This is a genomic window from Brenneria alni (genome assembly GCF_003666245.1).
In the GTDB taxonomy this organism is placed as follows: domain Bacteria; phylum Pseudomonadota; class Gammaproteobacteria; order Enterobacterales; family Enterobacteriaceae; genus Brenneria; species Brenneria alni.
Genome location: NZ_MJLZ01000051.1, coordinates 1 through 25,035, shown reverse-complemented (window position 1 = coordinate 25,035; position 25,035 = coordinate 1). Strand labels below are relative to the sequence as shown.

Sequence of the window (25,035 nt, the reverse complement as noted above, 5' to 3'; positions counted from 1 at the left end):
CAGGATGATACGAATAGACTCAGAAGATATTCAGCTTGTTTTGAGATTGGTTCCGGTGGTTGCGCAAAAGAAAAGCGTAACGGTCGGGATGAAACAGATTTGCCTGGCGGCGATAGCGCGGTGGTCCCACCTGACCCCATGCCGAACTCAGCAGTGAAACGCCGTAGCGCCGATGGTAGTGTGGGGTCTCCCCATGTGAGAGTAGGGAACTGCCAGGCATCAAATAAGTAGGTGCGCTGATATGGCTCAGTTGGTAGAGCGCACCCTTGGTAAGGGTGAGGTCCCCAGTTCGACTCTGGGTATCAGCACCAATGTTTGGGTTATGTTTCGGCTTAAAAAAGAATTTGCCTGGCGGCGATAGCGCGGTGGTCCCACCTGACCCCATGCCGAACTCAGCAGTGAAACGCCGTAGCGCCGATGGTAGTGTGGGGTCTCCCCATGTGAGAGTAGGGAACTGCCAGGTTTCTATTAAGACAAAGGGCCATCCTATTGGATGGCCCTTTGTCTTATCTGTTGTTTTTTAACCTTTCTTTTTGTCCGTGTCTCTCTTATCAGAGACGCTGCTAGTATCGTCATATTCAGCAGACGTTAAGCGATAAAGATTCGGGGGATATTCTCCAGATGTTCCGCCGTAGATCCGGGTATTTCCGATGCTTAATCGAACGCATAGGAAATACCCGAGTTTTATACGTTTTTACTGTACCGGGAGTATTAGAGAATACGGCTAATAAGCCTGTCTATGCGGATACGGCGTAAGCGTCGAATGAGTTTGCGCACTTTTATCGGATATTGCGCAATGCTCTCCAATTCCATGTAGTTTGCCAGCACGTGGGTATGTACTCTGATACATTCCAGTTCCTGCAAGCGCTGTGTTGACAAGACCTGTTTAGGATCGTGGATGAGAATGGCGTTTTCCAGATCCAGACGCCAGGCGCGGGGATTAAGATTGTTACCGGTCAGTAACTGCCATTTATCATCAACCCACATCCCTTTTAGGTGGAAACTGTTGTCACCATCTTTCCATAAGCGAACGACGAGTTGCTGGTTGTCAATATAGCGTTGTAACCGGCTCAGGAAGCGGCGCAGGTTAATTTCATACAGGTAAGGTAAGGCACCGATGATCTTAAATGGCTGATCTTCTGGAATATAAAAATCATTCGCGGTTTTATCACCGATGATGATTTCTACTTTCTTCCCCTGTCGTAATAGCCGAATGATGTTCCGAACCAGCAGAGCGGGTAGGTTAAAATACGGTGTACACATCACAAGGTGGTCATCTGTACAATACATTAGATGATGGATGGTTTTATTCAGAGGACTCTGTTTGCCTAACCCTACCAGTGGTGTAACGGACAGTTGATCGTTAACATAACCGCAGTCAGGTATGTGATAGGTTGCTGTACGCAATGCCTGCCGAAATTGCCGGGTTTCGTTTTTGATTTCCAGACTTTTAGGCCGATCAATACGATCTAAACGATGTATTGCCGGGGCCGACAACATACTTTGAATATACTCGGCCATCGTATCAGCCAGTATTGGGTTATGAATTATCTGATAACGATCATAGCGGTATTTGTCGTATTGTTGCAGATAGACATCGTTCAGGCTTGCGCCACTGTATATCACGGAATCATCAATGATAAAGCCTTTCAGATGCAGCACACCCAGTGCTTCACGCGTGTTAACGGGGACACCGTAGATAGGGAAGTGAGTATCGGCATGTTTTTGCGCCATCTCACAGTACCAGTCGGCATTGGTATTTGCTGCTGCTGCGCCTATTCGTCCACGTTGTGCGCGATGCCAGTCAACCAATACACGGATATCAAGTTCGGGACACTGCCGTTTAGCCTCATATAAAGCAGACAACACACCTATACCGCCATCGTCTCGCTCCAGATATAACGCCACCAGATAAATACGTTTTCTGGCATTCAGAATGGTATTTAATAACGTGGTGCGGAAGCTCTCAGGGGTATGAAGTGTCTGAACATCATCAGCTGTCTGAGGGATTTTGGGCAGTTGTGCAAGGTGTTGTTGGTATTTATTGCGTTTAAATTTTGACAACATCACAGTGCGTTTCTTCTCTCATCAGTGTATGACCCGTAGGTCATCATCAAAAGTTAAGGAATAGGCGAATCGGGCGATAATACCATTACTTTCCTGCTGTTGTGAGCAAGTTTTGCCATTGATAGCCAGATCGTCTCCTGATGCGGGAGCTATATCACGTATAGTGATTAATCTTTCAACGGTAGTTCCAACGTTACAATACCTTCTTCCAACTGGATATCGACATTAAAGCCAAGTTTCTTCGCCAGCGTGATCATTCCCTGATTATACGGCATGGTGATTCCATTCAGCCGCCCCAGCCCATGTAATCTGGCATACTGGATTAATTTTTCCAACAGGCGTCTACCCAAACCTAACCCTTTTAAATCGGAACGTACCAAGACGGCGAATTCAGCATTGGTATTATCTGGATCAGAGATAGCTCGTGTAACACCAATAATTTCGGTGCCTTCTTCCGCCTGACGTATGGCAACAAAAGCCATTTCTCGGTCGTAGTCAATCTGGGTCATATTGGCTAAGTCTTCGTGATTAAATTCATTAATTTCGCTGAAATAACGATAATATAGGTCTTCCTTAGTGACTTTAGCGATGAATTTACTCAATAAAGGTTCATCTTCGGGCAGGATGGGGCGGAACAGGCAGGTCGTGCTATTTTTGAGAACAACGGTTTCTTCCAGCTCCTGCGGATAAGGCCGGATAGCCAACCTTGACTGCGGGTCACCGCTAAATGGCGCCAGATGGAGTGTGACGTCCAGTAGGGTGAATTCATTCCCGTAGGCTAATAGGGGATGAATATCCAGCCGGGATATTTCCGGGCAATCGAGTATCAGGTTTGAGACCTGTACCAGTAAACGGCTGAGGGCCGGAATGTCTAAAGGACGCAGTGCACTGCGGCTGCGGATTTTTCCCCCTTTTACCGCCTGTAACACCAGATAGCGGGCCAGCGTCATATTTAACGGCGGTAGCGCTACGGCTGCCTGTTTCTCCCGCCATTCAACACCACCTTCCCCCAGCATGATTAACGGCCCGAAGACAGGGTCTTGCTCAACAGCAACCCGGAGCTCCTGAGCACCAGCCCGGTTTGCCATGCCCTGTACCAGCAGGCCGTGAATACGCGCCTGAGGATAGGTTCGTTTCACCCGATCAACAATCGCATCAGCGGCCTGCTGAACTTCTCTGGCGGTTCGCAAGTAGAGCATAACGCCCTGAACTTCAGATTTATGTGGGATATCTGGCGATCGCAGCTTAATGGCGACTGGATAGCCTATCTCCTCGGCGATGTATACCGCTTCGGTACTGTCATTAGCAATCCAGGTTGGCAGGGTATTTAAACCGTAAGCCTGTAGAATGGGCTGGACTTCATGGGTATCTAGCTGAGTGACGCCGTCTGCCAGCGCCTGCTTAATAAGCGAATGCGCCTGGCCGGCATTGACTGTCAAATCCGGTGGTAGAGCAGGGGTTTCCATAAGCTGCTTCTGGTTACGACGATATTCGACAATGTGCATAAATGCCGTCACGGCACCCTCTGGCGTGCGGTAGGTAGGAATACCCGCCTCATTGAATAAACGGCGCGCTTCCTGTGAAGAGAATTCGCCGCACCAGTTCGTCAGCAGCGTGATATGTTTGCCGCGAGGGTGTTGCTGAAAAAGCGTGATCAGTTGTGCCGCGTTTTCGGTGCCAGGTGCAGCGGCACTGGGAGCATAAATGATTAGCAGCGCATCAACGTCATTGCTATCCAGTAAAACTGAAACCGCCGCCAGATAGCATTTGGTCGTTGCGTCCTCACGCAGATTGAGTGGGTTACTGGCTGTGACGTGTTGCGGCAACGTTTCCCGCAATGCTTGCTGAGTGGTCTCGCTGAGTACCGCCAATTTACCCTGTCTGTTCAACAACTGATCAAGAGCCTGTGCCGCTGGTGATGCGCCGTTGCTGACTAAGAGTAAACGATCGCCGCGCAATGGACGCAGATGGCTAAGGGTTTCCACTGCCGAAAAGAGTTCATGCGTGTCACGTACTCGTAAGAGGCCAGCACGTTGGATGGCGGCGTCGTAGGCGGCATCTAATCCTTGCGGCTGATCGTTGAGCAACTGTTGTGCCTGCTGGCTGCGTCCGCTTTTTATCACCAGAATAGGTTTGTTCCTGGAGGCGCTCCGGGCGGCTGAAAGGAAACGACGGGCATCGCTGATGTGTTCAAGGTGTAACAGAATCGCACTGGTCTTGCCATCACGGGCTAAGAAATCCAACAGGTCATCAACATCAATATCCAGGCTATCGCCCAACGCAATAAAATAGGAGAAACCAATACCCCGTTGTTGAGCCCAGTCCAGGATGGTATTCGATACCGCTGCGGATTGAGAAATAAACGCCAACTTGCCTTTCATAATGGGAACGGGGGAAAAGCTGGCGTTAAATCCCTGCCAGGGCGCGAGCAGGCCCAGGCTGTTAGGGCCTAATAAACGCATGTGATAGCGAACCGCACAGGCTTTTAACTCACTGAATTGAGAGGGCGGAGCAGATAGGATAATAACGGTTTTACAACCGCGCTGTCCAAGTGCTTCCAGCAATGCCAGATTGCGATTAGCGTTGGTACAGATAACGGCAAGATCGGGTGTCATGGGCAGGCTGGTCACATTCGGATAGGCCAGAACGCCACAGACAGCGCGGTATTTAGGTGTGACGGGGAGTACCGGCCCGTTGAAGTTGCCATCCAGCAAGTTTCGCATCATCAGAAAACCTGCCCGTCCGGGTTTTTCTGACGCGCCCAGAACGGCTATCGACTGAGGACGTAATAGTGCTTCTAATCCGCGTTGGCTCATAAGTCACCCTTTTAGCAGAAGACTATTTGATACTAAACGTTTTCTACCGATCATGCCGTGATGGTGGGTGGAATTTCTTGTAAGGTATGGTGCGACTTCCCGGCCAGATAGTGTTTGCGGAAGCGATCGAAGTGGGTCGATAACGCATCCGCAGCGATGTTATCTCCGGCTTGCGCAAGTAAAGCAATGGCAATTTCAGCGGTGCAATGCTGCCCGGCGTTGCTGGCTTCCCGTAGCTGATAGCGAGAAAGCGCATCAACATTCAGTGACAAAATGGGGAATTGATCCAGATAAGGGCTTTTGCGGAACATTTTCCGTGCTTCCGGCCAGGTGCCGTCCAGCAAGACAAACAAAGGGGGCTTAACCTGCGGGGGGATCTGCTGGAATATCTTACGCCCTTCTTCTGCTTTATCAGCCAGAAAAACCAGATAAGGTTGATAATGCGGATTTTTTAAGGCGGCAAGCAACTGTGGGTCGGGCGATATTCGTGACCAGAGAAAAGCCTGTGTGTCTGGCAATATGTCGGCGATCAGGCGTCCTGTATTACTCGGTTTCAGTGGCTCAGTATCGAACATCACCAGACAGAAACGGCTGCGGGAATCATGTGGCTGAATGGTATGACACAGGCAGGCGTTGACCGGCAACAGACAGTGCTGACAGCGTATCACACGACAGCCGCGGGCGCGGAATGGTTTGGTTGATTGCTCAAGGCGTTGCTGGCGCAAACGAAGAACAGCATTATTAATCATGAAATATTGGGGATCATCGCACTCTGCCAAGAGCCTGTTTACGATCCACAGTTTAGAGGTCATCGATAAAACAGGCTCTGAAAGACGTTATTCTAATCGACATGCTGTCTGACCAAAAGGCCCGGAGTCAGAATACCCAGGGTCTGAAGGGTTATTTACAGAGACTCGTCCAGCCAGCCTTCAAAGGGAGCTTTAGGCAGTGCGCCATTGAGCATGTCGACCATTTTTCCTTGTTTAAACAGCATAAGTGTTGGAATGGTGCGGATGCGGAAACGTGTGCTGAGTGCTGGTTCGGATTCTGTATTAACTTTAATAAAGCGTATTTTTTCGCCACGTTCCTGTGCGACACTTTCAAATACAGGCGCAAAATTGACGCAGGGGCCACACCATGGCGCCCAGAAGTCGACGACGACGGGCAGATCATCCTGTAGAAATTTATCCAGTGTCGCTTCAGTGGCATTGATAACCTCACCTGTGAACAGGGGGTCTCCACAGCGGCCACATTTTGCGTGATCATCAATACGTTCTTCGGGCAGACGGTTTGTTGTGTGGCAAGATGCACATACCGTATTCATAACGAGGCCTCAGATAAAAAGGGACTAAAAAAGTGTGCTGTTGATGAAAACGGTTGCGAGAAGGCAACTTCATGTCAACAACATGTTAAATTAACCAACTATTACTTAAACGTTATGTTGCTTAATAGTTAGTAAAGTATGGCGGGCAGGGGGCGGGGCAACAACGTGGTTTACTCAATAGCTATGATAGTTTTTGGCTTTTACCACAAGCAGGTAGCTATGCGGGTGTACATAAGGTAATCTTCGCGCCCAGCGCGTAGGTGGAGAGAACGATGAGCGATTCATTCAATGGTAAAAGCGGCAAAGTCCGCGTGATGTACGTCCGTAGCGATGATGAGGGCGATAAAGAGAATAAAAACACACGTCCGGCTGGGAAAGATCGTCGCAGTGAAAGTGGTCGTGGCCAGCGTGAAGGCAGTGGCTCGCGGGATCGGCGTGATAAGCCTCAAAATCCTCGTGATAAGAACCCGCGTCATGCTCGTGAGAACCCCTCTCGTGACGCGGATGTCCGTGAAAAAAGCCCCTGGGGCAAGGATCATGGCGGTGAGCGTTCTGAGCGGCCACGTCGTCCGCGTAGTGAAGAAAGTGGTGCTTATGATTCACCCTGGAAAACGGTTTCCCGTGCACCGAGTGAAGACGCCGAGCCAGATCATGGCGGAATCAGTGGTAAAAGCCAGATAGATCCTGCGCAGATTCGCCGTCAGCGTCAGGAAGAAACGCGGGTTTATGGTGAAAATGCCTGCCATGCGCTGTTTAAAAGCCGTCCGGATGCTATTGTCCGCGCCTGGTTTTTGCAGGAAGTAACGCCGCGTTTCCGTGAAGCATTGCGTTGGATGGCCGCTAACCGCAAGGCTTATCATGTTGTTGAAGATGATGAACTGATCAAAGCCTCTGGCACCGAGCACCACGGTGGCGTTTGCTTCCTGATTAAAAAGCGCCAGGGCATGGATGTTGTTGAGTACCTGCAAACGGCCGGCGCGCACGATTGTGTACTGGCATTGGAAGAGGTGGGTAATCCGCACAATCTCGGCGGCATTATGCGAAGTTGCGCGCACTTTGGCGTGAACGGCATTCTGGTTCAGGATGCGGCACTGTTGGAGTCCGGGGCCGCGGTACGCACGGCTGAAGGCGGCGCGGAACATGTTAAAGCCATCAATGCCGATGATTTTCTCTCTGTGCTGTCTGAGTTCCGTCAAGCTGGGTATACCATTGTGACAACCTCCAGCCACAAAGGAACGGCGTTATCGAAAACTACATTCCCGGCTAAAACCGTGATTGTACTGGGACAGGAAGGCGATGGCCTATCGGATAGCGCCTGGCAACAGGGTGACGTTAGCATCTCGATTGATGGAACTGGTAAGGTTGAGAGCCTGAACATTTCAGTGGCGACGGGTATTCTGCTGTCTGAGTGGTGGCGACAAAATAGAGCCTGATAAAGGCAAACAAAAAGGTGGCCGGGGGCCACCTTTTTTACTTAATGTGCGCCGCTGCCGCCGCCTCCTGAGTTGAAAGGCGGGCGTGCGAACCACACCAGCGCCAGCAGGATCAAAAATACGCCAGCGGATGCCCAGAAAATCTCATTGGCGGAAATAATCAGCCCCTGAGCGGTAATCTCGCTGGCAATATAAGACGACGCCTGCGACTGGTTCATCCCCAGCGACTGTAGTTGCTGATAGGTTTCCTGCGCCAGCGGATTATAGGGCGTCACCGATTCTGTCAGGTGGGCGTGGTGTAGTGATTCACGCTGTGTCCATAATGTGGTGGTGATAGACGTGCCGATAGACCCCGCCAGCGTTCGGGCAAAGTTAGACAGGCTGGACGCCGCCGCCATCCGCTCCGGCGGCAGGCCGGAGAGTGTGATGGTGGTGAGCGGCATAAAGAAGCACGCCACGGCAAATCCCTGTACAAACTGCGGCCACGCGGCGGCTCCAAAGTCCATTCCCGGCTCAAACGTATAGGCGCGCCAGTAGAAACACACGGCATACATAATAAAGCTGAAGGTGACGAGCTTGCGCATGTCCAGATGTGATGCGTAACGGCCAATGATCGGCGACAGCACCAGCGGCATTAAACCGACCGGCGCGGAAGCCAGCCCAGCCCAGGTTGCGGTGTAGCCGTATACCTCCTGTAATAATTGCGGCAGCAGCACGATAGCGCCGAAATAGAGCATAAAGGCCAGGCTGGTGCACAAACAGCCAATGGTGAAATTGCGCGATTTAAACAGCGACAAATCCACCACCGGATGATCGTCGGTCAATTCCCAGACAATTAAAAACGTCAGCGCGATGACGGCAACCACGGTAAGAATAACGATCTCGCTGGAGTTGAACCAGTCCAGCTCTTTGCCCCGATCGAGCATCATCTGGAGACTGCCGATACCGACAATCAGTAATGCCAGCCCGATGGTATCAATGGGTTTGATCTCTGTTTTAGTCTCCCGCCCACGCAGTGTCTGTAAGGTGATAAACACAATTACCGCCCCCAAAGGGACGTTGATAAAGAAGATCCAACCCCAATGGTAATTATCGCTAATCCAGCCCCCCAGAATCGGCCCAAAAATAGGGGCGACCACCACGGTCATCGACCAAAGCGCCAGCGCAATGCTTCGTTTGGCGGGAGGATAATTATTTAATAACAGGCTCTGTGACAATGGGATCAGCGGACCGGCGACAATCCCCTGTAACACACGGGAAAAGATCAGCATTTCCAGACTGGTGGACACGCCGCACAGCCAGGAGGTGAAAGCAAACAGGGCGGTAGACAACAAGAAAAGACGCACTTCCCCAACGCGTTTGGCCAGCCAACCCGTGATAGGAATGGAAATGGCGTTGGCAACCCCGAAAGAGGTGATTACCCAGGTTCCCTGCGAATTGGACGCACCCAGATTACCGGCAATGGTCGGAATCGCCACGTTGGCGATAGTGGAGTCCAGCACCTGCATGAAGGTTGCCAACGACAAGGCAATGGTCATCCAGGCCAGACTGGCGCCTTTAAGCGGTTTTCTCTGCACGCTGCTCTCCTGACAGATTAACCGGCATTAGCCTGGATGATATCGCTAATCATTTGATTGACCGGCGCAAGATCCAGCGCCAGTGCATCACTTTCATAAGCTGGCGTACTGCGTGAAGTTTCCGCCAGCGCTTTACCTTCGGTATTGGCGGTATCGACGTTGACCAGTGCCGACAGGCCGATACGTAATGGATGTTCGGCAATTTGTTGTGGATCCAGTTCAATACGCACCGGCAAACGCTGCACGACCTTTATCCAGTTGCCTGTAGCATTTTGTGCAGGGAGCAGAGAGAACGCACTACCGGTGCCCATATCCAGGCCTGCAACTTTGCCTTGATAAACCACATCATCACCGTAGATATCTGCGATAACGGTGGCTGGCTGACCAATGCGCATCTTGGCTAACTGGGTTTCTTTAAAGTTGGCGTCAACCCATAGATGATCGGCGGGCACCACGGCCATTAGTGCTGATGTGGCAGAGATTCTGGCGCCAACCTGAACACTGCGACGTGAAATATAGCCATTTACCGGGCTGACGATTTTTGTCCGCTGTAATGCCAGCCAGGCATCGCGCATTTCTGCCGCCGCCTGTTGTACCGCGGGTTGCTGTGCTAATGGCGTGTTCAGGATCATGGCCTGATTTGCCTGATACTGTTGTTTGGCCACTTCCAGCGAGGCTCTGGCGCTCGCTACGGCATCCCGTGCGTGCTGGACTTCTTCACGGCCGATGGCATTCACATTACCCAGTGTTTCTCGGCGGTTTAAGTCGCTCAACGCTTTATTCAGCTCGGTCTGACGTAGCTCGATATTCGCTTGATACTGCTTGCTGTTAATAATTAACTGATGCGTTTGACGTACGCTGCTGGCGAGCGCTGTTTTGGCCCGTTCGAAGGCTTGCTGCGCGTCAGTCGGATCCAGTTCGACCAGAACATCGCCCTGTTTAACAAAATCCGTATTATCAACATTCACGCGGGTTACGCTGCCTGTCACCTGCGCCATAACCTGGATCTGATTACCGGCGATGTAAGCGTCATCGGTATTCTGGTGGTGTCTGAGGATCAGGAACCAATAAATAAACCAGATGCAGCCAAAAACAATAAAGATAACGGTCAACAGCGTCAGTATCCGTTTGCGCTGCCTTTTCTTGTTTTTCTGTGCTGACAGCGGAGCCTGATTTTCCACGTTTTCACTCATTGTTCTCTCTCTTTATTCTCTTTTTTGCCTGGTATTACATTAGCGTCCCGATGAGATAAACATTGGGAAATGTCAGGTATAGTGGGGATGATATCGTTATTTTTATTTTAAAATGAGTCTGTTATGAATTTTCGATGTTATCCATTTCATCCAGCCGGGTCAGCAGTTTCCGCATTAATGTTTCAAGCTGCTTTTGCTCATCAATATCGAGTGTAGACCAGAGAAAATGGAGACTTTTATGTTGCGGGGGAAGTAGCTGACCCAGGAAAGCCTTGCCTTGCTCTGTCATATGCAGGTGCAAACAGCGTCGATCGCTATCACTTTCACGCCTTTCTATCCAGCCTCTTTTTTCCAGGTCATCAGCAATTCGGGTGGCATTAGTCCGCGATGATCCCAGTGCGGCGCTGAGTTCTGAAGGTTGAATACTGTAAGACTCTTGTGCTTCCAGGGTGATTAATGCCATAAACAAGGTTTCATTAATTCCTTGTTCTTTGAGCATTTTATTTCTGTGTTCCAGTATTTTGCTCTGCATATGCATACATAAACGCAACAGCAGAACTTCCTGATACGGAAAATCAGGTTTACGTGAAGCTCGCAGGCTTAACATTTTCTCTATTGGGGTAAACGAACTATCCATTTTATATGAACCTCATTAATCACGAACCGTATAGTAACTAAAGTTACTACTTGGGTAAACGACACCGTGCTAGATAAGCTCGCTTTTTCTGTGACAGAAAGTAAACGATTTTCTGCCGAAAATTGGAAGAATACCCGACATCATGGAAGCTATGCCGCGATGTTAGAGAATGATGGTGCGCGGGGAAATCAGAATAATTTGATTATGATCCCATAACAGAGTGCGCCAAACAAGGTTGAAAATACGATACTGCGGGTTTGAAAACCGACGTCGTGATAACACTATCAAAGCGTTATTGGAATTTCACTCTTTGCGTAAATGGATAATGTGATTAGCGAATGTGTTTAATGGCCTGAAGTGGCCGTTGTTACCTGAGCTTCATAATGATGTCCTTTCCACCACACCAGTAGGTTTAACAGGCTGATGATACTACCCGCTGCACAAACGCCAAGCCAGCCCCAGTGTTGATAGGCCGATGCCGAGATCAGCGAACCCAATGCACCACCAATAAAGTAGAGGGTCATATAACCGGCCGTCAGTCGGTTACGGGCTTCAGGCATCATGCGATAAATCACGCTTTGGTTGGTGACATGTACGCCCTGAACGGCCAGATCCAGCACGATGATACCGGCTAACAACGCCAGCACCGACTGAATGCCAAAAGCCACAAACAGCCATGACAGTAACAATAGTGCCAGGCCAACGATGGTTGTTTGTCTGGCTTTGCCCTGATCGACCCGGCGGCCTGCGCGTGAAGCCGCCAGTGCGCCAGCCGCCCCAGCTAATCCAAACAGACCGATAACCCCTTCGGAATAATGGTAAGGGGAAGCGGCCAGTAAAAAGGCGATGGACGTCCATAGTATGCTGAAATTGGCAAAAACGAGGCAGCCCAGCGTCGCACGGGTGCGTAATAACGGTGAGGCGGCGAACAGGCGGAATATTGAGGCTAAAAGCTGCGGGTAATTAAGCGTATTTTGCTGATCAAGACGCGGCAGAGCACGCCATAGTATTAATGCCATGATAACCATCAACACACTGGCGAACCAGTAAACTGTGCGCCAGTCTCCCAACGAGGCCAGCGCGCCCGCGACGGTACGGGCCAGTAGGATACCCAGCAGCAGGCCGCTCATAATGGTGCCAACGACTTTCCCTCGTGTTTCCGGGGTAGCCAGCGTTGCGGCCAGCGGAACCAACAGTTGCGCCACCACGGAGAACAAACCCGTCAGCGCCGTTCCGGTAATCATCGACCACAGCGTGGTGGAAGAGGCGGTAATCAACATACCGCCCGCAGCGAGGAGAGTCATGCTGACGATCAGCATCCGCCGCTCGAACATATCTCCCAGCGGCACCAGAAACAGCAAGCCAAAGGCATAGCCTAATTGTGCGGCGGTGACGATAAAACCGGCCTGATTGACAGAGAGTTCAAATGCTCTGGCGATGGTTTCCAGCAGTGGCTGGGCGTAGTAATTACTGGCGACGGCAAGGCCGGTGGCTACAGACATAATGAGAGTAAGAGACAGGCTGAGACCCGGCTGCTTCGGCTGATATGGCATAGTTTTCGAAGGTTAAGATGATGTTAATGACGATACAGTATCAGGCAGGAGATGGGGATATGCCAGCAGAGATTGCAGGATTGAGGTGATGGAGGAAAAAGAGAGGCGCAAAGCCGCCTGAGGTTGCTGACAAAGTAGCCTGTAAGCCTGAGATACACGGGCCTACCGTACCGAGGGGCGCTCCGGCGGCTTACGCCGCTACGACCCCTCAGCACGCTTTCCCTAATAAGGAACTTTGTCAATGGTCTGAGGCGGCAAAGCCGCCTTTCCGGTTAAAGGGAGATCCTTACTTCGCTGCTTCGGCGGCAGTTTTGATCCAACCGTCAAACAACTGCTGGTGGGCGTTAATCCAGCCGTTAACGTGGCGTTCAATATCCTGCTGAGAACCTTCGCCTTCATGCATCCGCAGATTCTGCGCATTCACATCGGACAGCGGTAGTTTCATGATGGCAAACAGTTTGGCTGCCGCAGGATTTTTCTCTGCCCAGGCTTTGTTGGCCGCAATTCTCAAGTTGTTGACCGGGAAGCCATAGTCAGCGCCATTGGGCAATTTGGTGCTTTTGCCCTGCTGGGAGCCAGGTTGAGATGAGAAAGGCACCTGGAGCCATACCACGTCACGTCCAGGAACCAGCACATCGCTTACCCAGTAAGGTGTCCAGGTGTAGTAAAGAATGGGTTTACCTTCTTTATAGCGAGTGATGGTATCCGCGATCATTGCGGCGTAATTGCCCTGATTATGGTCGACCGTTTTGGTCAAGTCATAGGCTTGCAGATGGTGGTTAATCATTGCCTCACATCCCCAGCCTGGATTGCAGCCGGTCAGATCGGCCTTGCCGTCACCGTTGGTGTCAAACAGTTTGGCGATTTTGGGATCTTTCAACTGTGCAACGTTGGTGATCTTGTATTGATCGGCTGTCTTTTTATCGATCAGATAACCCTGAGCCGCACCGGAAACATACTCACCCTGACGGTAGAATTTTGCGTCTCCGCCTGCGGCGAGATATTGATCGGCTTGCAGCGGGTCCCAGTTGACGGCGATAAAGGTCGCGTCACCCGACGCGATAGACGCGTAAGCCACGTTATAATCCACTTCACGGGTTGGCTGTACGTTATAACCCAGTTTTTCCAGCGCTTTGTTGACCAGCATGGTCTGGAAGGTTTCTTCGGAGACGGTGCTTTGCACCGGTATAACGTTAACGCCTTTACCGGGCAGTTGTGTCTCTGCGGCGAAAAGCTGCGTACTCAGCAGCGCGGTTGTCAGGGCGGCAGCCCAGATTCTGGTTTTTCGCATGGTTATTCCCTCTTTTCTGCTGTAGTTAAACAGGTTTATTGCGTAAGTCTGAGATTGGATGTCGCCAACTGTCTGAGTGTGTTGCCAGACAGTTGGCACAGATAAGTTATTGCTTGATGAAAGGACGGGTTACCAGACCGATGGGGCCGACGGTATACCAGCTTTTATTCCCTTTACTGCGCCTGTCACGACCCAGCGACTGAGTCAGACGGTCGAGGATGATGGCCAGAATAACGATACCGACGCCACCGACCGCCGCCAGCCCCATATCCAGACGGCCAATGCCGCGCAGTACCATTTGGCCTAAACCCCCTACCGCGATCATTGAGGCAATGACCACCATCGACAGCGCCAGCATCAACGTCTGGTTTACGCCTGCCATGATGGTTGGCAGCGCCAGCGGTAGCTGGACTTTAAACAACATCTGTCTGGGGCTGGCGCCAAAGGATTCGGCGGCTTCGATCAAATCAGCCGGCACCTGACGGATACCCAGGATCGTCAGACGAATAATCGGCGGCAGGGCAAAGATGATGGTGACCACGACGCCCGGCACATTACCGATACCGAACAGCATGACGATCGGCACCAGATAGACAAAGGCGGGTGTTGTCTGCATCGCATCCAGCAGTGGCCGGATGATTTTGGCGGCACGCTCGCTGCGCGCCAGCCAGATCCCCATCGGCAGCCCAATCAGCATGCAGAAGAACAGAGCCGTCAGTACTAATGCCAGCGTGACCATGGCTTGCGACCATGCGCCAATGGCGCCAATGGCAATCAGTGAGATCAAGGTAGCCGCGCCCATTCCGAGGCTGGACATCTGCCAGGCGATCAGTGAGAACACCAGTATGGCGATCGGCGCGGGCATACCGAGCAGCAACTGTTGAAAGCCGCTCAGAATAAAATCCACCGGTACGCGAACTCCCTGAAACAGCGGTCTGAAATGCAGCACCACCCAGTCAATTCCGTTTGTTACCCAGTGATCCAACGGGATCAGCGTATCTTTGAAGGGATCAAGCAGGCTGAAATGTTCGGGTTCGGCAGGCGGGGCGCTGTTGAGCCAGTCGCTGCCTGCCTGTGCCGCATCGGATGAGCCGCCGGATGGCGGCGCGGTACTCCAGGCATCCGCACCGCTGGCAGGCGCATCCTGAGCAGGGGCGCTGGTAGCCCAGGGATCGCTCTGTGTTGTAGCGGCGTCGTTCTGGCCAGCGGCCTGTTCGGCGCTTTGCTCCGGCACGGTGGTATTTCCCCAGGGATTGTCTGTTGATTTACTCATTGGTCACTCCTTCCTTATCCAGTGCCTGTAGCAGCATTCCTTTGGAAATGATGCCAATGTACTCGTTGTTTTCACCGATCACCGGGACAGCACAAGGGGCTTGCGCTACCTGCGAGATCAGTTCATTGAGCGACATATCTGCGGGCACAGGAGCTGGATCGGATAACAGCGCATTTTCCAGCGGCTGCTGTTCTTTCAGGGCCTGTTTCAGTGAGTCGATGGAGACGACGCCGATAAATTTTTGTCCGCGCTCCAGCACGTAACCGTAATCGCGGTCTTCTTCCTGCAAGAGTTTAAGCGCAGAACGCGGCCCCACCCCCGGTGTTTTACGGATAAGCGTCACCGGGCGGCGGCGGGCGATATCCTTGGCGCTGAAAACGTGACTGATATCCACGCCACGGAAAAAGGTACGGACGTAGTCGTTAGCCGGGTTGTTCAGGATTTCGTCCGGGGTGCCGACCTGAATCACTTCGCCGCCATGCATGATGGCGATACGATCGCCGATGCGCATGGCTTCATCCAGATCGTGCGAAATAAAGACGATAGTGCGTTGGTTACGCGACTGAAGTTTGATCAGTTCATCCTGCATTTCTGTACGGATCAGGGGATCGAGCGCGGAGAAGGCTTCATCCATCAGCAGGACATCTGGGTTGTTGGCCAACGCCCGCGCCAGCCCCACACGCTGACGCATCCCGCCGGACAGCTCATCAGGATAGGAACTGGCGTAAGTCTCCAGACCGACCTGTTGCAGAGCGTCGAGCGCTTTCTGTTCGCGCTCCGCTTTCGATATGCCAGCCAGCTCCATGCCAAAGGCGGTATTGTTAAGAATATTCAGGTGCGGCATTAAGGCAAAAGACTGAAATACCATACTGATTTTTTTACGCCGCACGTCGCGCAACGCTGCGTCAGATATTTGAGCGATATCTTCGCCATCAATCAGAACCTGACCGCGAGTCGGTTCAATCAGACGATTGAGAAGGCGTACCATGGTTGATTTGCCGGAACCGGATAATCCCATGATGACAAATATTTCGCCTTCTTCAATGGCCAGACTGGCATCTTTTACACCGAGAGTCAGACCCGTTTTTTCAAATATCTGGTCTTTACTTAAACCTTTATCAATCAGTTTAAATGCCCGGTTAGGATGCTCGCCAAATATCTTATAAAGATTCTTTACTTCAAGTTTAATTGCCATGAAATTATTGTTTTCCTATCGTCATTTTATAGTTCTATAACGTTGTCCTGATAATGATTAAACGGCCTATACCCTACCATAATGAGATTCTGAGACAACCCCTTGTAATCCGAATTGATTGCGGCTGCCACATAATAATCAGTGCGATTTTAATACTATTATTTTCATATAATTGGATACGGATTTTCGATTTTAATGCTGATGGGATTGTATGGTTTTATTGTTTTAAAACAATTGATTATCCGTATTTTATGTTGTGATTATCATCTGCGCGGAATAAGCCTTTTCCACGGGTGATCAATTGATGATTATTGTTTGTTTTATCAATGAAATTTCGGGGAATATAAAATTCGATTTCTGCCTGACAGGCAGCATAATAGACCGATTTTCGTGCAAAATAATTTATGCAAATCGCGGCCGCTGCGTTAATTATAGCAAAAATATGAGTGATGATTTTCTGGTGTAATTTGATGTCTGATGCGCAGACGATTCTGACGAATATTGCTTATGCGGGTAGTGTGATACAGATAACATTATTATCAGTCTCATCACATTACCGACCTTTATACCGCTCTGGATGAGCGGGAACAATGATGGCAGGGAGCAGAAATGGTGCTTTTGCACACTTTGGTGCGATCTGTCGGCTTCTTGTCGGCGCATGAAATTGTCACCGCCCTAAAATAGCCGCTCTCCGTCGACAAGGCGATTCACAGGGTAAAACGATCGGCGTCACGCCAGGCGGGAAAGGTTTCACGGTAGCTTTGCAAGGCTTCCTGCGACAGCTCGGCATCCAACCGGGCTGGCTGGTTCGGCGGCGCTGAAACCAAAATTTCACCCAGCGCATTAACGATCAGGCTGTCGCCCCGGTAGCTGTGGCCGTTGCCGTCGCTTCCCACGCGGTTGCACCCCGCGACGTAAGCCTGATTCTCAATGGCTCGCGCCGCCAGCAGCGTCTGCCAGTGCGGTGAGCGCGGCGCGGGCCAGTTGGCCACGTACAGCAGCAGGTCGTAATCCTGCCGATTGCGAGACCACACCGGGAAGCGCAGGTCATAGCAAATCAGCGGGCAGATTCGCCAGCCGCGCCACTCAATAACGGTGCGCTCTGCGCCAGCCTGATAATGGTGGTGCTCATCCGCCATACGGAACAGGTGACGTTTATCATAGTGATAAACTTTACCGTGGGGATCGACCAGCAAGAAGCGGTTGACCGCCCCTTTTGGCGTTTGCACGGCAACGCTGCCGCCGACCAGCGCATTATTCCGTTGCGCCCACTGATACAGCCACGCTTCAACTACCGACTGCCCAAGACTGTTTTTTGCCGCTTCCATTGAGAAGCCGCTGGTAAACATCTCGGGTAAAATGATCACATCACGTCCGCTGATATCCGCCAGCAGCGTATCAAAATGATGTAGGTTAGCCGTAGCATCCAGCCAGATCAGCGGTTCTTGCAGCAGTGTGATTTTTAAAGTCGACATAAGCGCTCCGCAGCGGCATCCAGGGTAACTTCTTGTTTAGCAAAGCATAGTCGAATCAGCGTGTGGTTGAAAGGATCGGCGCAAAATACCGACATCGGAATTGCCGCCACGCCAACATGCTCGGTTAACCAACGACAGAAGCTCACGTCATCCCGTTCGGAAATGGCGCGATAATCCGCCAGCAGGAAATAGGTGCCTTCACAGGGCAGAATTTCAAAACGGCTGGTGGCCAGCGCATTTACAAAGTGGTCGCGGCGGGCGCGGTAAAAGTCGGGCAGGGCGCGCCAGTGTTCAGGCTGGTCACGCAACATATCCGCAATCGCCAACTGGGCGGGCGTATTAACTGAAAACGTCAGATATTGATGGATTTTACGCACTTCGGCGCTCAACGCCGCAGGCGCGACACAGTAGCCGACTTTCCAGCCGGTCATATGAAAGGTTTTACCGAATGAGGAAACGGCAATGGCCCGCTGACGCAGTGACGGATGCGCCAGCACGCTGGCATGTCCTTCTTTGGCAAAGCAGATATGCTCATACACTTCATCACTCAGCACATAGATCTCGTGTGCGGCAATGGCCTGCCACAGTTGTTGGAAATCTTCTCTCCGCCATACGGTGGCAGAGGGGTTGTGCGGCGTGTTCAGGATCACCAAACGGGTACGATCGCTGAGTAGGGCGGCGAACTCAGCCCAGTCGACGCGAAAAGCGGGCGGTTGCAGCGCAATACGTTTCAGCACGCCGCCAGCCAGTGCTACCGCAGGGGCGTAACTGTCATAGCTGGGATCAAAACAGATGACTTCATCACCGGGACGAACCAGCGCGGTAATGGCGGCAAACAGGGCTTCCGTTGCGCCAGCGGTCACGGTGATTTCGGTATCGGCATCAGGCTGCCAGCCATACAGCTCGGCGGTTTTCTCAGCAATAACGGTACGCAGCGGGGCAACACCGGTCATCGGCGCATACTGATTCGCCCCCTGACTGACGTGATAAGCCAGACGCTGCTGTAAATAATCGGGGCCATCAAAATCAGGGAAGCCTTGTGATAGATTGATGGCTTTATGCTGTTGGGCCAGTGCGCTCATCTGGGTAAAAATGGTGGTGCCAAGCGAAGGCAGTTTACTGTCGGGAATAAGGGCGGCGCTCATGACGGATAAGGACTCCTGCAAGCCTGTATTGCCTGCCAATATAACACGATGTTAGTATTTGGCAATCAAGACGCTTGGACGTTTAAACGGCTAAATTCCTTTAAGTGCTAAGTCATAACCAAAGGTACTAACTATTTGTAAAACGTACCAGTAAAACGGGATGCTTCATGACTGAAAACCTGCAAATTACGGCGCTGCTCGCCACCTGCCACTGGATAGGGCAAAAAGGCTGGTGTCCGGCGACCGGCGGCAATATGTCCGTGCGCCTTGATGAGCGGCAGTGCCTGATTACCGAATCGGGCAAGGATAAAGGCAGCTTACAGGCTGATGATTTCCTGCTGGTGGATATCGCCACCAACCATGTGCCCAGTGGGCGCACGCCCTCGGCGGAAACCGGGCTGCACACGTTGCTGTACCGGACTTACCCGCAGGTTGGTGCGGTGCTGCATACCCACTCGGTGAACGCCACGGTGTTCTCCAGAGTGGAAACCGGCCCGGAACTGGTACTGCAAGGATACGAAATGCAGAAATCGCTGGCGGGGCAGCAAAGCCATTTGGATCGCGTGGCGATCCCGATTTTCGATAACGATCAGGATATTGCGGCGCTGGCGTTAAAAGTGGCTGCCCATGCGGAGTATGAACCGTTGCGCTACGGTTTTCTGGTGCGCGGTCATGGCCTTTATTGCTGGGGCGATAGCGTAAAAGAGGCGCGACGTCATCTTGAAGGGCTGGAATTCCTGTTCCAGTGTGAACTGCAACGTCGTTTGCTGGAGGCCAGATGAGTCACGCCGGGATCATTAAAGACGATGCGATTAAAGCGATTGTGACGGACATTGAAGGCACCACCAGTGATATCCGTTTTGTGCATAGCGTCTTGTTTCCCTATGCTCGCGCCCGCCTGACGGACGCGGTGCGACAGCAAGGGCAAAGTAAAGAGATTGCCCAGGCGCTGGCATTGCTGCGTCAGGAATTACAACAGCCTGATGCCGATGATGAGGCGCTGATTGACGCATTAAACCGTTTTATGGATGAAGACCGTAAATCGCCCGCGTTGAAACAGCTACAGGGCATTATCTGGCGCAGCGGCTATCTCAGCGGTGATTTCTGCGGTCATATTTACCCAGACGTCGCTGCACAGTTAGCTGACTGGCGGCAACAGGGTATCCGGCTGTATGTCTATTCATCAGGCTCGGTCGAAGCCCAGCAACTGCTGTTTGGCTACAGTGATGCAGGCGATCTGCGTGCGCTGTTCAGCGATTATTTTGATACCCGCGTTGGCGCCAAACGCGACGTTGCGTCTTACCGTACTATCGCGCAATCCATCGGTTTACCCGCCAGACAGTTACTTTTTCTGTCGGATATTCGTCAGGAACTGGATGCGGCGCAAGAAGCAGGCTGGCACACCTGCCAGCTAATCCGCACCGATGCCGATGACTTAAGTCGTCACCGTCAGGTGGCACGTTTTGACCAGATCGATTTACAGGAGTATTCCCAATGAGTGCACTGACCATCTTTAGTGATAGCGATGCAAGCCAACCGATTTGGCAAAGTCAGGATGCTGAAGCCATTGGTCAGCAACTGGCCGACATCGGCGTACGGTTTGAACGCTGGCAGGCGAACCAGCCGTTAAGCGCCAACCCGGATTCCGAAGAGGTGCTGGCGGCTTACCGGCACGAGATCGATCGGCTGGTAGCGGAAAAAGGCTACCAGAGCTGTGATGTCATCAGTATTCGGGCGGATAATCCGCAGCGCGCCGAGTTGCGCGCCAAATTCCTGTCCGAACATACCCATAATGAGGATGAAGTGCGTTTCTTCGTTGAGGGCGCCGGGCTGTTCTGCCTTCATCTGCAAGGCAAGATTTTCCAGATCCTGTGTGAGAAAAACGATCTGCTGTCGGTTCCTGCGGGTACGGCGCACTGGTTTGATATGGGGCCGGAACCGCATTTTACGGCCATCCGTCTGTTCGACAACCCGGAAGGGTGGGTCGCCCATTTTACCGGCGATAAGATCGCGGAAGCGTATCCGACGTTGGCGAGCTGAGTGTGATGACAAAGGTTTGCACCGCGAAATGACTTTCCTTCGGCGTTCATGCCCGCTTTTCGAACCGCCAGTGACGCGTTCCTTACGCGGCACTGGCTTTCGCGACGTCCTGTCGCTCTCTCGGCGGTCATGCCCACCTCAGCATAATTTTTTACGCCGGGAAGAGAAGAAACCGTGAAATATGCAAATTCACAGAGCTTTGTCATATCGCGATGGATCACCGTTTTGATGAAGCCGACAGGGATATTCAGAGGATGTTTGAGGCATCAATACGCTCCTCCTTGTAACAAGAGCTTAATGAGATGGTCTGATGCCAATCTGCCAATCGGCGTTTATATCAATTATGCGTCCCTATGAGTTCAGCGCTGAGTGAAATATCCCCTCTTTTACCGCTTGCGGTGTGACGACGCCAGTATCCAGCACCCAACCGCTGATCAACGCGGCGGGTGTGACGTCAAACGCCGGGTTGTAAACCGGGGCGTTCTGTGGCGCCCATTGGCAGTGGCCGAAACTGCCGGATACGCCAGCGACTTCAGCCGCGGCGCGTTGTTCAATGGGAATGGCGCTGCCGTCCGGGCACTCGGGATCGTGCGTGGTGTGCGGCGCCGCAACGTAAAAGGGGATGTGATGATAGTGCGCCAGTACGGCCAGGCTGTAAGTGCCTATCTTATTGGCGACATCGCCGTTGGCGGCAATCCGATCCGCGCCTACCCACACCGCGTCCACTTTTCCCTGCGCCATCAGGCTGGCGGCCATTGAATCACATATCAACTGGTAAGGAACCCCCAGCTCACCCAGTTCCCAGGCGGTAAGGCGCCCCCCTTGTAGTAATGGCCGGGTTTCATCAACCCATACCTGGGCAACTTTCCCCTGCTGATGTGCGCGCAGCAATACGCCGATGGCGGTGCCGATACCGGCTGTTGCCAGCCCGCCGGTATTACAGTGGGTCAGCAGGCGGCTGTCAGGCGTTACCAGCGTGGCGCCGTAATCGGCAATTTGCTCACATAACGTGCGGTCTTCTTCGACCAGCCGCAGCGCTTCCTGCGCCATTATCTCGGCAAACTGTGGCTGTACCAGCGCCAGCTTCATCCTGTCCAGGTTATTCATCAGATTGACGGCGGTAGGACGGGCTGCACGTAACGTCTCCAGCGCCTGTGCCAGTTGCGGCTGGGTTAGCCCTTTTTCCGCCAGTATAGCGAGCAACAAGCTGGCGGATAGACCAATAAGCGGTGCGCCACGTACCCGTAACGCCTGAATATGGTCAACCAGTGCGGTAACGTCAGGGCAAGGACACCAGCGTTTTTCCTGCGGCAACGCCTGCTGATCGAGGATCCACAGTTGGTCGTCAACGATTTTCAGGCTGGTAGTGTTAAGTCTCTGCATGAGTGGTTAAATCCTTGTTGCGTTATTGCATCGATTTTCTTATTCTGCCGCTATGTGTGATGGATGTATAGATGTCCAAACGCTTTTATGTCCAGGAACCTGTCCGGTTCTGAAAAATCGTGAATGCAGAATAACAAGGGGTTGGCAATGTCACTTTACCGCACCTTTACGGCAGAGGATGCCGTGGAATATGCCCGCCAGTATGGCAGGGTGAGCGATCCGCACTCGCTGGTCGAGGCTCAGGAAATTGGCGACGGTAATCTGAATCTGGTATTTAAAATTCGTGATGTTCAGGGGGTAAGCCGGGTAATCGTCAAACAGGCCCTACCCTATGTGCGTTGCGTTGGCGAGTCCTGGCCGCTGACGCTGGATCGCGCCCGCATTGAAGCGGAAACGCTGCTGGTTCATGCACAGTTTTGCCCTCAGCATACGGCGACCGTTTTGCACCATGATGCACAACTGGCGGTGATGGTGCAGGAGGATCTGTCTGACCATCGTATCTGGCGTGGCGAGTTGATTCAGGGAATTTATTATCCACAGGCAGCGACACAGTTGGGGGAATATTTGGCGCAAACGCTGTTTCATACGTCGGATTTTTATCAGTCTCCGCACGCTAAAAAAGCGGCGGTGAGTCAGTTCACCAACCCTGAGCTGTGCCAGATCACCGAAGATTTGTTCTTTACCGACCCTTATATTGATCATGAAAGAAACCAGTTTGATGCGGTGCTGTCAGCCGATGTACAGGCGCTGCGCGACGATCGGGCGTTGAAGTTGGCGGTGGCCGGGTTAAAGCACCGTTTTCTGAGCACAGCAGAAGCATTGCTGCATGGCGACATCCACAGCGGTTCGATCTTTGTGGCGGAAGGGCGCTTAAAGGCGATTGATGCCGAGTTTGGTTTCTATGGGCCAATTGGTTTTGATGTGGGAACGGCGAGCGGGAATCTGCTGCTGAACTATTGCGGTTTACCGGGCTTGCTGGCGCCGCGTGAGGCGGCGGCAGGACGTGAGCAGCGTTTTGCCGATATTCGCACGTTGTGGACGACCTTTGCGACGCGTTTTCTGTCGCTGAGTCAGCAGCATAGCCGTGATCCTTCGCTGGCGGCATCTGGCTATGCCGAGCGGTTTTTACAGCAGGTATGGCAGGACGCTATCGGCTTCAGCGGTACTGAACTGATTCGCCGCACAATTGGGCTGGCGCATGTCGCTGATCTCGACGCCATCCAAAATGAGGATGCCAGAGCGGAATGTCAGCGTCAGGCGCTGCACCTTGGGCGCACGTTAATCCTTGCCGCACCGCACATCGATAATGTGGATGAATTGCTGGCCCATGTGCGGCAAAGCGGGGCATAGCCTCCGCCTCTCAGGTCTGGGGCGAAAGGCTGCCCCATTACACTTATTTTTTCCCTTTCTCCATCAATGCTTTTAGATCGGCAAAAGGGTTGTGTGTGGCGAGGCCGACATCTTTCTGTGCATCTTCACCCGCGACCACGGTAGAGCCATAGATATCCGCATCGGTATATTTTGAATGCTCATGATCGTGGCAATAGAGGCACAGCATTTCCCAGTTGCTGCCATCTTCCGGGTTATTACTGTGGTCGTGATCGATATGGTGCACGGTGAGTTCACGCAGGTTGGAATAAACGAATTCACGCGAACAGCGGCCACAGACCCAGGGGAAAAGTTTCAGTGCTTTTTCACGATAGCCGCTTTCGAGCCTGGCGTAATTTTTCGGGATATAGGCCATAGGTATGGTGTCTTCATTGTGTAGGAAATCGTCATTTTACCCCGATTGATCGGCAGTATAAAGAGTGTAAATGGGTGTAAGCCAACATGTCATGCTCGGCACCATGAAGATGTTCAAGTTAGAATTTTAAATTATCGCTAAAAATATTATCAGCACGATAATTTAATTTGCCTTTTTTCTGATCTTTCATTCCAAGAGTATGACGGTTTATTTCTTACAAAAAAATTACCATTATAAGAGATATGTATCGAGAAGATTTTTTGTGGCTAAATTCTAAGGTATATATCACCAATACATGATATAAATAAAAAACCAAATGTTAATACACATTGATAATAAGACTGGATATAATATAGGTGTGGAAAGAAATGTCAATATTGTGGTCGAGTGGTTTTATAAAAGTTATACTTTTTGTATTGATATTTTTGGGGGTTGGAGCAACTTTTCCTGTTTTATTTGTTAATGTCAGTTTTTCATATACGAAAAACGATTATGTTGTGTTTAATATATTTACTTTTGATGAAATAAAGGAAATGCCATTTATTTCAGATGATTACATTATTTATTATGATTCGCCAGATGGAACAACACCAATGACAATATAGCATTGTTTTTTCTAATGTTAACTCTGACGGCAAATCAGAATTGGTTAACTATATAGAAAACCTGGGGTTTTAAAAATATGAGGGTAACATTTTGAGTGAAAGTGATAAAAATGAGTTCTGGAGAAAAAAAGATGATGTCATTAATATATTACAAAATAATACTGAGAACACCATTTCTTTTTCTGTTCAAAAAAGGTAGAGACTTCAAAAGCGCATCACCGCCAGCGGTTTGGCCTGCACGCTATGGCAATTACCCCCCGAAGAAATAGTTACTGAAGCATAAG

At 51.4% G+C, this 25,035-nt stretch carries 21 protein-coding genes, 1 tRNA gene and 2 rRNA genes; 9 read left to right on the top strand and 15 right to left on the bottom strand.

The window, feature by feature from the left end; genetic code table 11:
* The first annotated feature begins 102 nt into the window (after positions 1-102).
* The 3 genes from rrf (BIY29_RS17515) (at position 103) to rrf (BIY29_RS17505) (ending at position 463) form a co-directional block, all read left to right on the top strand.
* Positions 103-218: ribosomal RNA gene (gene rrf / locus BIY29_RS17515) — 5S ribosomal RNA — on the top strand.
* A 17-nt stretch (positions 219-235) separates the two neighbouring features.
* A tRNA-Thr gene (locus BIY29_RS17510) sits at positions 236-311 on the top strand.
* Between the two features lie 36 nt (positions 312-347).
* Positions 348-463 (top strand): 5S ribosomal RNA (rrf, locus tag BIY29_RS17505).
* Between the two features lie 248 nt (positions 464-711).
* Here the strand turns inward: rrf (BIY29_RS17505) and pssA are convergent.
* The 4 genes from pssA to trxC all read right to left on the bottom strand — a co-directional run bounded on the left by pssA (position 712) and on the right by trxC (position 6,207).
* Entirely contained in the window at positions 712-2,067 is a 1,356-nt protein-coding gene (pssA, locus tag BIY29_RS17500) for a CDP-diacylglycerol--serine O-phosphatidyltransferase (protein WP_121576342.1), read from the bottom strand.
* Positions 2,068-2,234: 167 nt separating this feature from the next.
* Positions 2,235-4,883 (bottom strand): bifunctional acetate--CoA ligase family protein/GNAT family N-acetyltransferase, encoded by a 2,649-nt coding sequence (locus BIY29_RS17495; protein WP_121576341.1) that lies wholly within the window; start codon positions 4,881-4,883, stop codon positions 2,235-2,237.
* Positions 4,884-4,933: 50 nt separating this feature from the next.
* Complete coding sequence (locus tag BIY29_RS17490) at positions 4,934-5,632, bottom strand: tRNA-uridine aminocarboxypropyltransferase (protein WP_121576340.1); 699 nt, start codon at positions 5,630-5,632, stop codon at positions 4,934-4,936.
* Positions 5,633-5,787: 155 nt separating this feature from the next.
* Positions 5,788-6,207 carry a thioredoxin TrxC gene (trxC, locus tag BIY29_RS17485; RefSeq protein WP_121576339.1) on the bottom strand — a complete coding sequence of 140 codons (420 nt, stop codon included), beginning with the start codon at positions 6,205-6,207 and terminating at the stop codon, positions 5,788-5,790.
* 272 nt (positions 6,208-6,479) lie between these two features.
* Between trxC and BIY29_RS17480 the strand changes: the two genes are divergently transcribed.
* Positions 6,480-7,640, top strand: coding sequence for a tRNA/rRNA methyltransferase (locus tag BIY29_RS17480; protein ID WP_121576338.1), 1,161 nt, complete (start codon positions 6,480-6,482; stop codon positions 7,638-7,640).
* A gap of 41 nt (positions 7,641-7,681) precedes the next feature.
* Here the strand turns inward: BIY29_RS17480 and emrB are convergent, their stop codons facing one another.
* The 9 genes from emrB to BIY29_RS17430 form a co-directional block, all read right to left on the bottom strand.
* Positions 7,682-9,217: a multidrug efflux MFS transporter permease subunit EmrB gene (gene emrB / locus BIY29_RS17475; RefSeq protein ID WP_121576337.1), complete on the bottom strand. Its 1,536-nt coding sequence runs from the start codon at positions 9,215-9,217 to the stop codon at positions 7,682-7,684.
* Positions 9,218-9,234: 17 nt separating this feature from the next.
* A complete protein-coding gene (gene emrA / locus BIY29_RS17470; RefSeq protein ID WP_121576336.1) occupies positions 9,235-10,410 on the bottom strand; it encodes a multidrug efflux MFS transporter periplasmic adaptor subunit EmrA in 1,176 nt (391 codons plus the stop codon).
* A gap of 121 nt (positions 10,411-10,531) precedes the next feature.
* Positions 10,532-11,047: a transcriptional repressor MprA gene (gene mprA, locus BIY29_RS17465; RefSeq protein ID WP_121576335.1), complete on the bottom strand. Its 516-nt coding sequence runs from the start codon at positions 11,045-11,047 to the stop codon at positions 10,532-10,534.
* A gap of 344 nt (positions 11,048-11,391) precedes the next feature.
* Positions 11,392-12,600 (bottom strand): MFS transporter, encoded by a 1,209-nt coding sequence (locus BIY29_RS17455; protein WP_121576334.1) that lies wholly within the window; start codon positions 12,598-12,600, stop codon positions 11,392-11,394.
* 286 nt (positions 12,601-12,886) lie between these two features.
* Entirely contained in the window at positions 12,887-13,891 is a 1,005-nt protein-coding gene (gene proX / locus BIY29_RS17450) for a glycine betaine/L-proline ABC transporter substrate-binding protein ProX (protein WP_121576333.1), read from the bottom strand.
* A gap of 106 nt (positions 13,892-13,997) precedes the next feature.
* Positions 13,998-15,164, bottom strand: a complete 1,167-nt coding sequence (gene proW / locus BIY29_RS17445; protein ID WP_121576332.1) for a glycine betaine/L-proline ABC transporter permease ProW — start codon at positions 15,162-15,164, stop codon at positions 13,998-14,000.
* Positions 15,157-16,359 carry a glycine betaine/L-proline ABC transporter ATP-binding protein ProV gene (proV, locus tag BIY29_RS17440; RefSeq protein ID WP_121576331.1) on the bottom strand — a complete coding sequence of 401 codons (1,203 nt, stop codon included), beginning with the start codon at positions 16,357-16,359 and terminating at the stop codon, positions 15,157-15,159. Before proV ends, proW begins: the two co-directional genes overlap by 8 nt.
* 707 nt (positions 16,360-17,066) lie before the next feature.
* A complete protein-coding gene (locus BIY29_RS17435; RefSeq protein WP_121576330.1) occupies positions 17,067-17,834 on the bottom strand; it encodes an amidohydrolase in 768 nt (255 codons plus the stop codon).
* Positions 17,822-18,979 (bottom strand): pyridoxal phosphate-dependent aminotransferase, encoded by a 1,158-nt coding sequence (locus BIY29_RS17430; protein WP_121576329.1) that lies wholly within the window; start codon positions 18,977-18,979, stop codon positions 17,822-17,824. The genes BIY29_RS17435 and BIY29_RS17430 overlap by 13 nt, the downstream gene beginning before the upstream one ends.
* Before the next feature lie 167 nt (positions 18,980-19,146).
* Between BIY29_RS17430 and BIY29_RS17425 the strand changes: the two genes are divergently transcribed.
* Genes BIY29_RS17425 through BIY29_RS17415 form a run of 3 tightly spaced genes read left to right on the top strand, consistent with a single transcriptional unit; the run spans position 19,147 to position 21,019 of the window.
* Positions 19,147-19,761, top strand: a complete 615-nt coding sequence (locus BIY29_RS17425) for a methylthioribulose 1-phosphate dehydratase (RefSeq protein ID WP_121576328.1) — start codon at positions 19,147-19,149, stop codon at positions 19,759-19,761.
* The gene (mtnC, locus tag BIY29_RS17420; RefSeq protein WP_121576327.1) at positions 19,758-20,477 is read left to right on the top strand and encodes an acireductone synthase; all 720 of its coding nucleotides are present in this window, start codon (positions 19,758-19,760) and stop codon (positions 20,475-20,477) included. The genes BIY29_RS17425 and mtnC overlap by 4 nt, the downstream gene beginning before the upstream one ends.
* The gene (locus BIY29_RS17415; protein WP_121576326.1) at positions 20,474-21,019 is read left to right on the top strand and encodes a 1,2-dihydroxy-3-keto-5-methylthiopentene dioxygenase; all 546 of its coding nucleotides are present in this window, start codon (positions 20,474-20,476) and stop codon (positions 21,017-21,019) included. Before mtnC ends, BIY29_RS17415 begins: the two co-directional genes overlap by 4 nt.
* 351 nt (positions 21,020-21,370) lie before the next feature.
* Here the strand turns inward: BIY29_RS17415 and mtnA are convergent, their stop codons facing one another.
* On the bottom strand, positions 21,371-22,402 hold the full coding sequence (gene mtnA / locus BIY29_RS17410; protein ID WP_121576325.1) for an S-methyl-5-thioribose-1-phosphate isomerase: 1,032 nt from the start codon (positions 22,400-22,402) through the stop codon (positions 21,371-21,373).
* 147 nt (positions 22,403-22,549) lie between these two features.
* On the opposite strand from mtnA, the gene mtnK reads away from it, so the two are divergent.
* Complete coding sequence (gene mtnK / locus BIY29_RS17405; RefSeq protein WP_121576324.1) at positions 22,550-23,752, top strand: S-methyl-5-thioribose kinase; 1,203 nt, start codon at positions 22,550-22,552, stop codon at positions 23,750-23,752.
* Positions 23,753-23,795: 43 nt separating this feature from the next.
* Here the strand turns inward: mtnK and yajD are convergent, their stop codons facing one another.
* A complete protein-coding gene (gene yajD, locus BIY29_RS17400) occupies positions 23,796-24,146 on the bottom strand; it encodes an HNH nuclease YajD (RefSeq protein ID WP_121576323.1) in 351 nt (116 codons plus the stop codon).
* Positions 24,147-24,502: 356 nt separating this feature from the next.
* On the opposite strand from yajD, the gene BIY29_RS20710 reads away from it, so the two are divergent.
* The gene (locus tag BIY29_RS20710; protein WP_240630189.1) at positions 24,503-24,751 is read left to right on the top strand and encodes a hypothetical protein; all 249 of its coding nucleotides are present in this window, start codon (positions 24,503-24,505) and stop codon (positions 24,749-24,751) included.
* The last annotated feature ends 284 nt before the right edge of the window (positions 24,752-25,035 follow it).

What these genes read in the sequence shown, in the direction of transcription:
- pssA (WP_121576342.1), bottom strand. Translation starts at nt 2,067, where the DNA reads ATGTTGTCAAAATTTAAACGCAATAAATACCAACAACACCTTGCACAA.
- BIY29_RS17495 (WP_121576341.1), bottom strand. Translation starts at nt 4,883, where the DNA reads ATGAGCCAACGCGGATTAGAAGCACTATTACGTCCTCAGTCGATAGCC.
- BIY29_RS17490 (WP_121576340.1), bottom strand. Translation starts at nt 5,632, where the DNA reads ATGATTAATAATGCTGTTCTTCGTTTGCGCCAGCAACGCCTTGAGCAA.
- trxC (WP_121576339.1), bottom strand. Translation starts at nt 6,207, where the DNA reads ATGAATACGGTATGTGCATCTTGCCACACAACAAACCGTCTGCCCGAA.
- BIY29_RS17480 (WP_121576338.1), top strand. Translation starts at nt 6,480, where the DNA reads ATGAGCGATTCATTCAATGGTAAAAGCGGCAAAGTCCGCGTGATGTAC.
- emrA (WP_121576336.1), bottom strand. Translation starts at nt 10,410, where the DNA reads ATGAGTGAAAACGTGGAAAATCAGGCTCCGCTGTCAGCACAGAAAAAC.
- mprA (WP_121576335.1), bottom strand. Translation starts at nt 11,047, where the DNA reads ATGGATAGTTCGTTTACCCCAATAGAGAAAATGTTAAGCCTGCGAGCT.
- BIY29_RS17455 (WP_121576334.1), bottom strand. Translation starts at nt 12,600, where the DNA reads ATGCCATATCAGCCGAAGCAGCCGGGTCTCAGCCTGTCTCTTACTCTC.
- proX (WP_121576333.1), bottom strand. Translation starts at nt 13,891, where the DNA reads ATGCGAAAAACCAGAATCTGGGCTGCCGCCCTGACAACCGCGCTGCTG.
- proW (WP_121576332.1), bottom strand. Translation starts at nt 15,164, where the DNA reads ATGAGTAAATCAACAGACAATCCCTGGGGAAATACCACCGTGCCGGAG.
- proV (WP_121576331.1), bottom strand. Translation starts at nt 16,359, where the DNA reads ATGGCAATTAAACTTGAAGTAAAGAATCTTTATAAGATATTTGGCGAG.
- BIY29_RS17435 (WP_121576330.1), bottom strand. Translation starts at nt 17,834, where the DNA reads ATGTCGACTTTAAAAATCACACTGCTGCAAGAACCGCTGATCTGGCTG.
- BIY29_RS17430 (WP_121576329.1), bottom strand. Translation starts at nt 18,979, where the DNA reads ATGAGCGCCGCCCTTATTCCCGACAGTAAACTGCCTTCGCTTGGCACC.
- BIY29_RS17425 (WP_121576328.1), top strand. Translation starts at nt 19,147, where the DNA reads ATGACTGAAAACCTGCAAATTACGGCGCTGCTCGCCACCTGCCACTGG.
- mtnC (WP_121576327.1), top strand. Translation starts at nt 19,758, where the DNA reads ATGAGTCACGCCGGGATCATTAAAGACGATGCGATTAAAGCGATTGTG.
- BIY29_RS17415 (WP_121576326.1), top strand. Translation starts at nt 20,474, where the DNA reads ATGAGTGCACTGACCATCTTTAGTGATAGCGATGCAAGCCAACCGATT.
- mtnA (WP_121576325.1), bottom strand. Translation starts at nt 22,402, where the DNA reads ATGCAGAGACTTAACACTACCAGCCTGAAAATCGTTGACGACCAACTG.
- mtnK (WP_121576324.1), top strand. Translation starts at nt 22,550, where the DNA reads ATGTCACTTTACCGCACCTTTACGGCAGAGGATGCCGTGGAATATGCC.
- yajD (WP_121576323.1), bottom strand. Translation starts at nt 24,146, where the DNA reads ATGGCCTATATCCCGAAAAATTACGCCAGGCTCGAAAGCGGCTATCGT.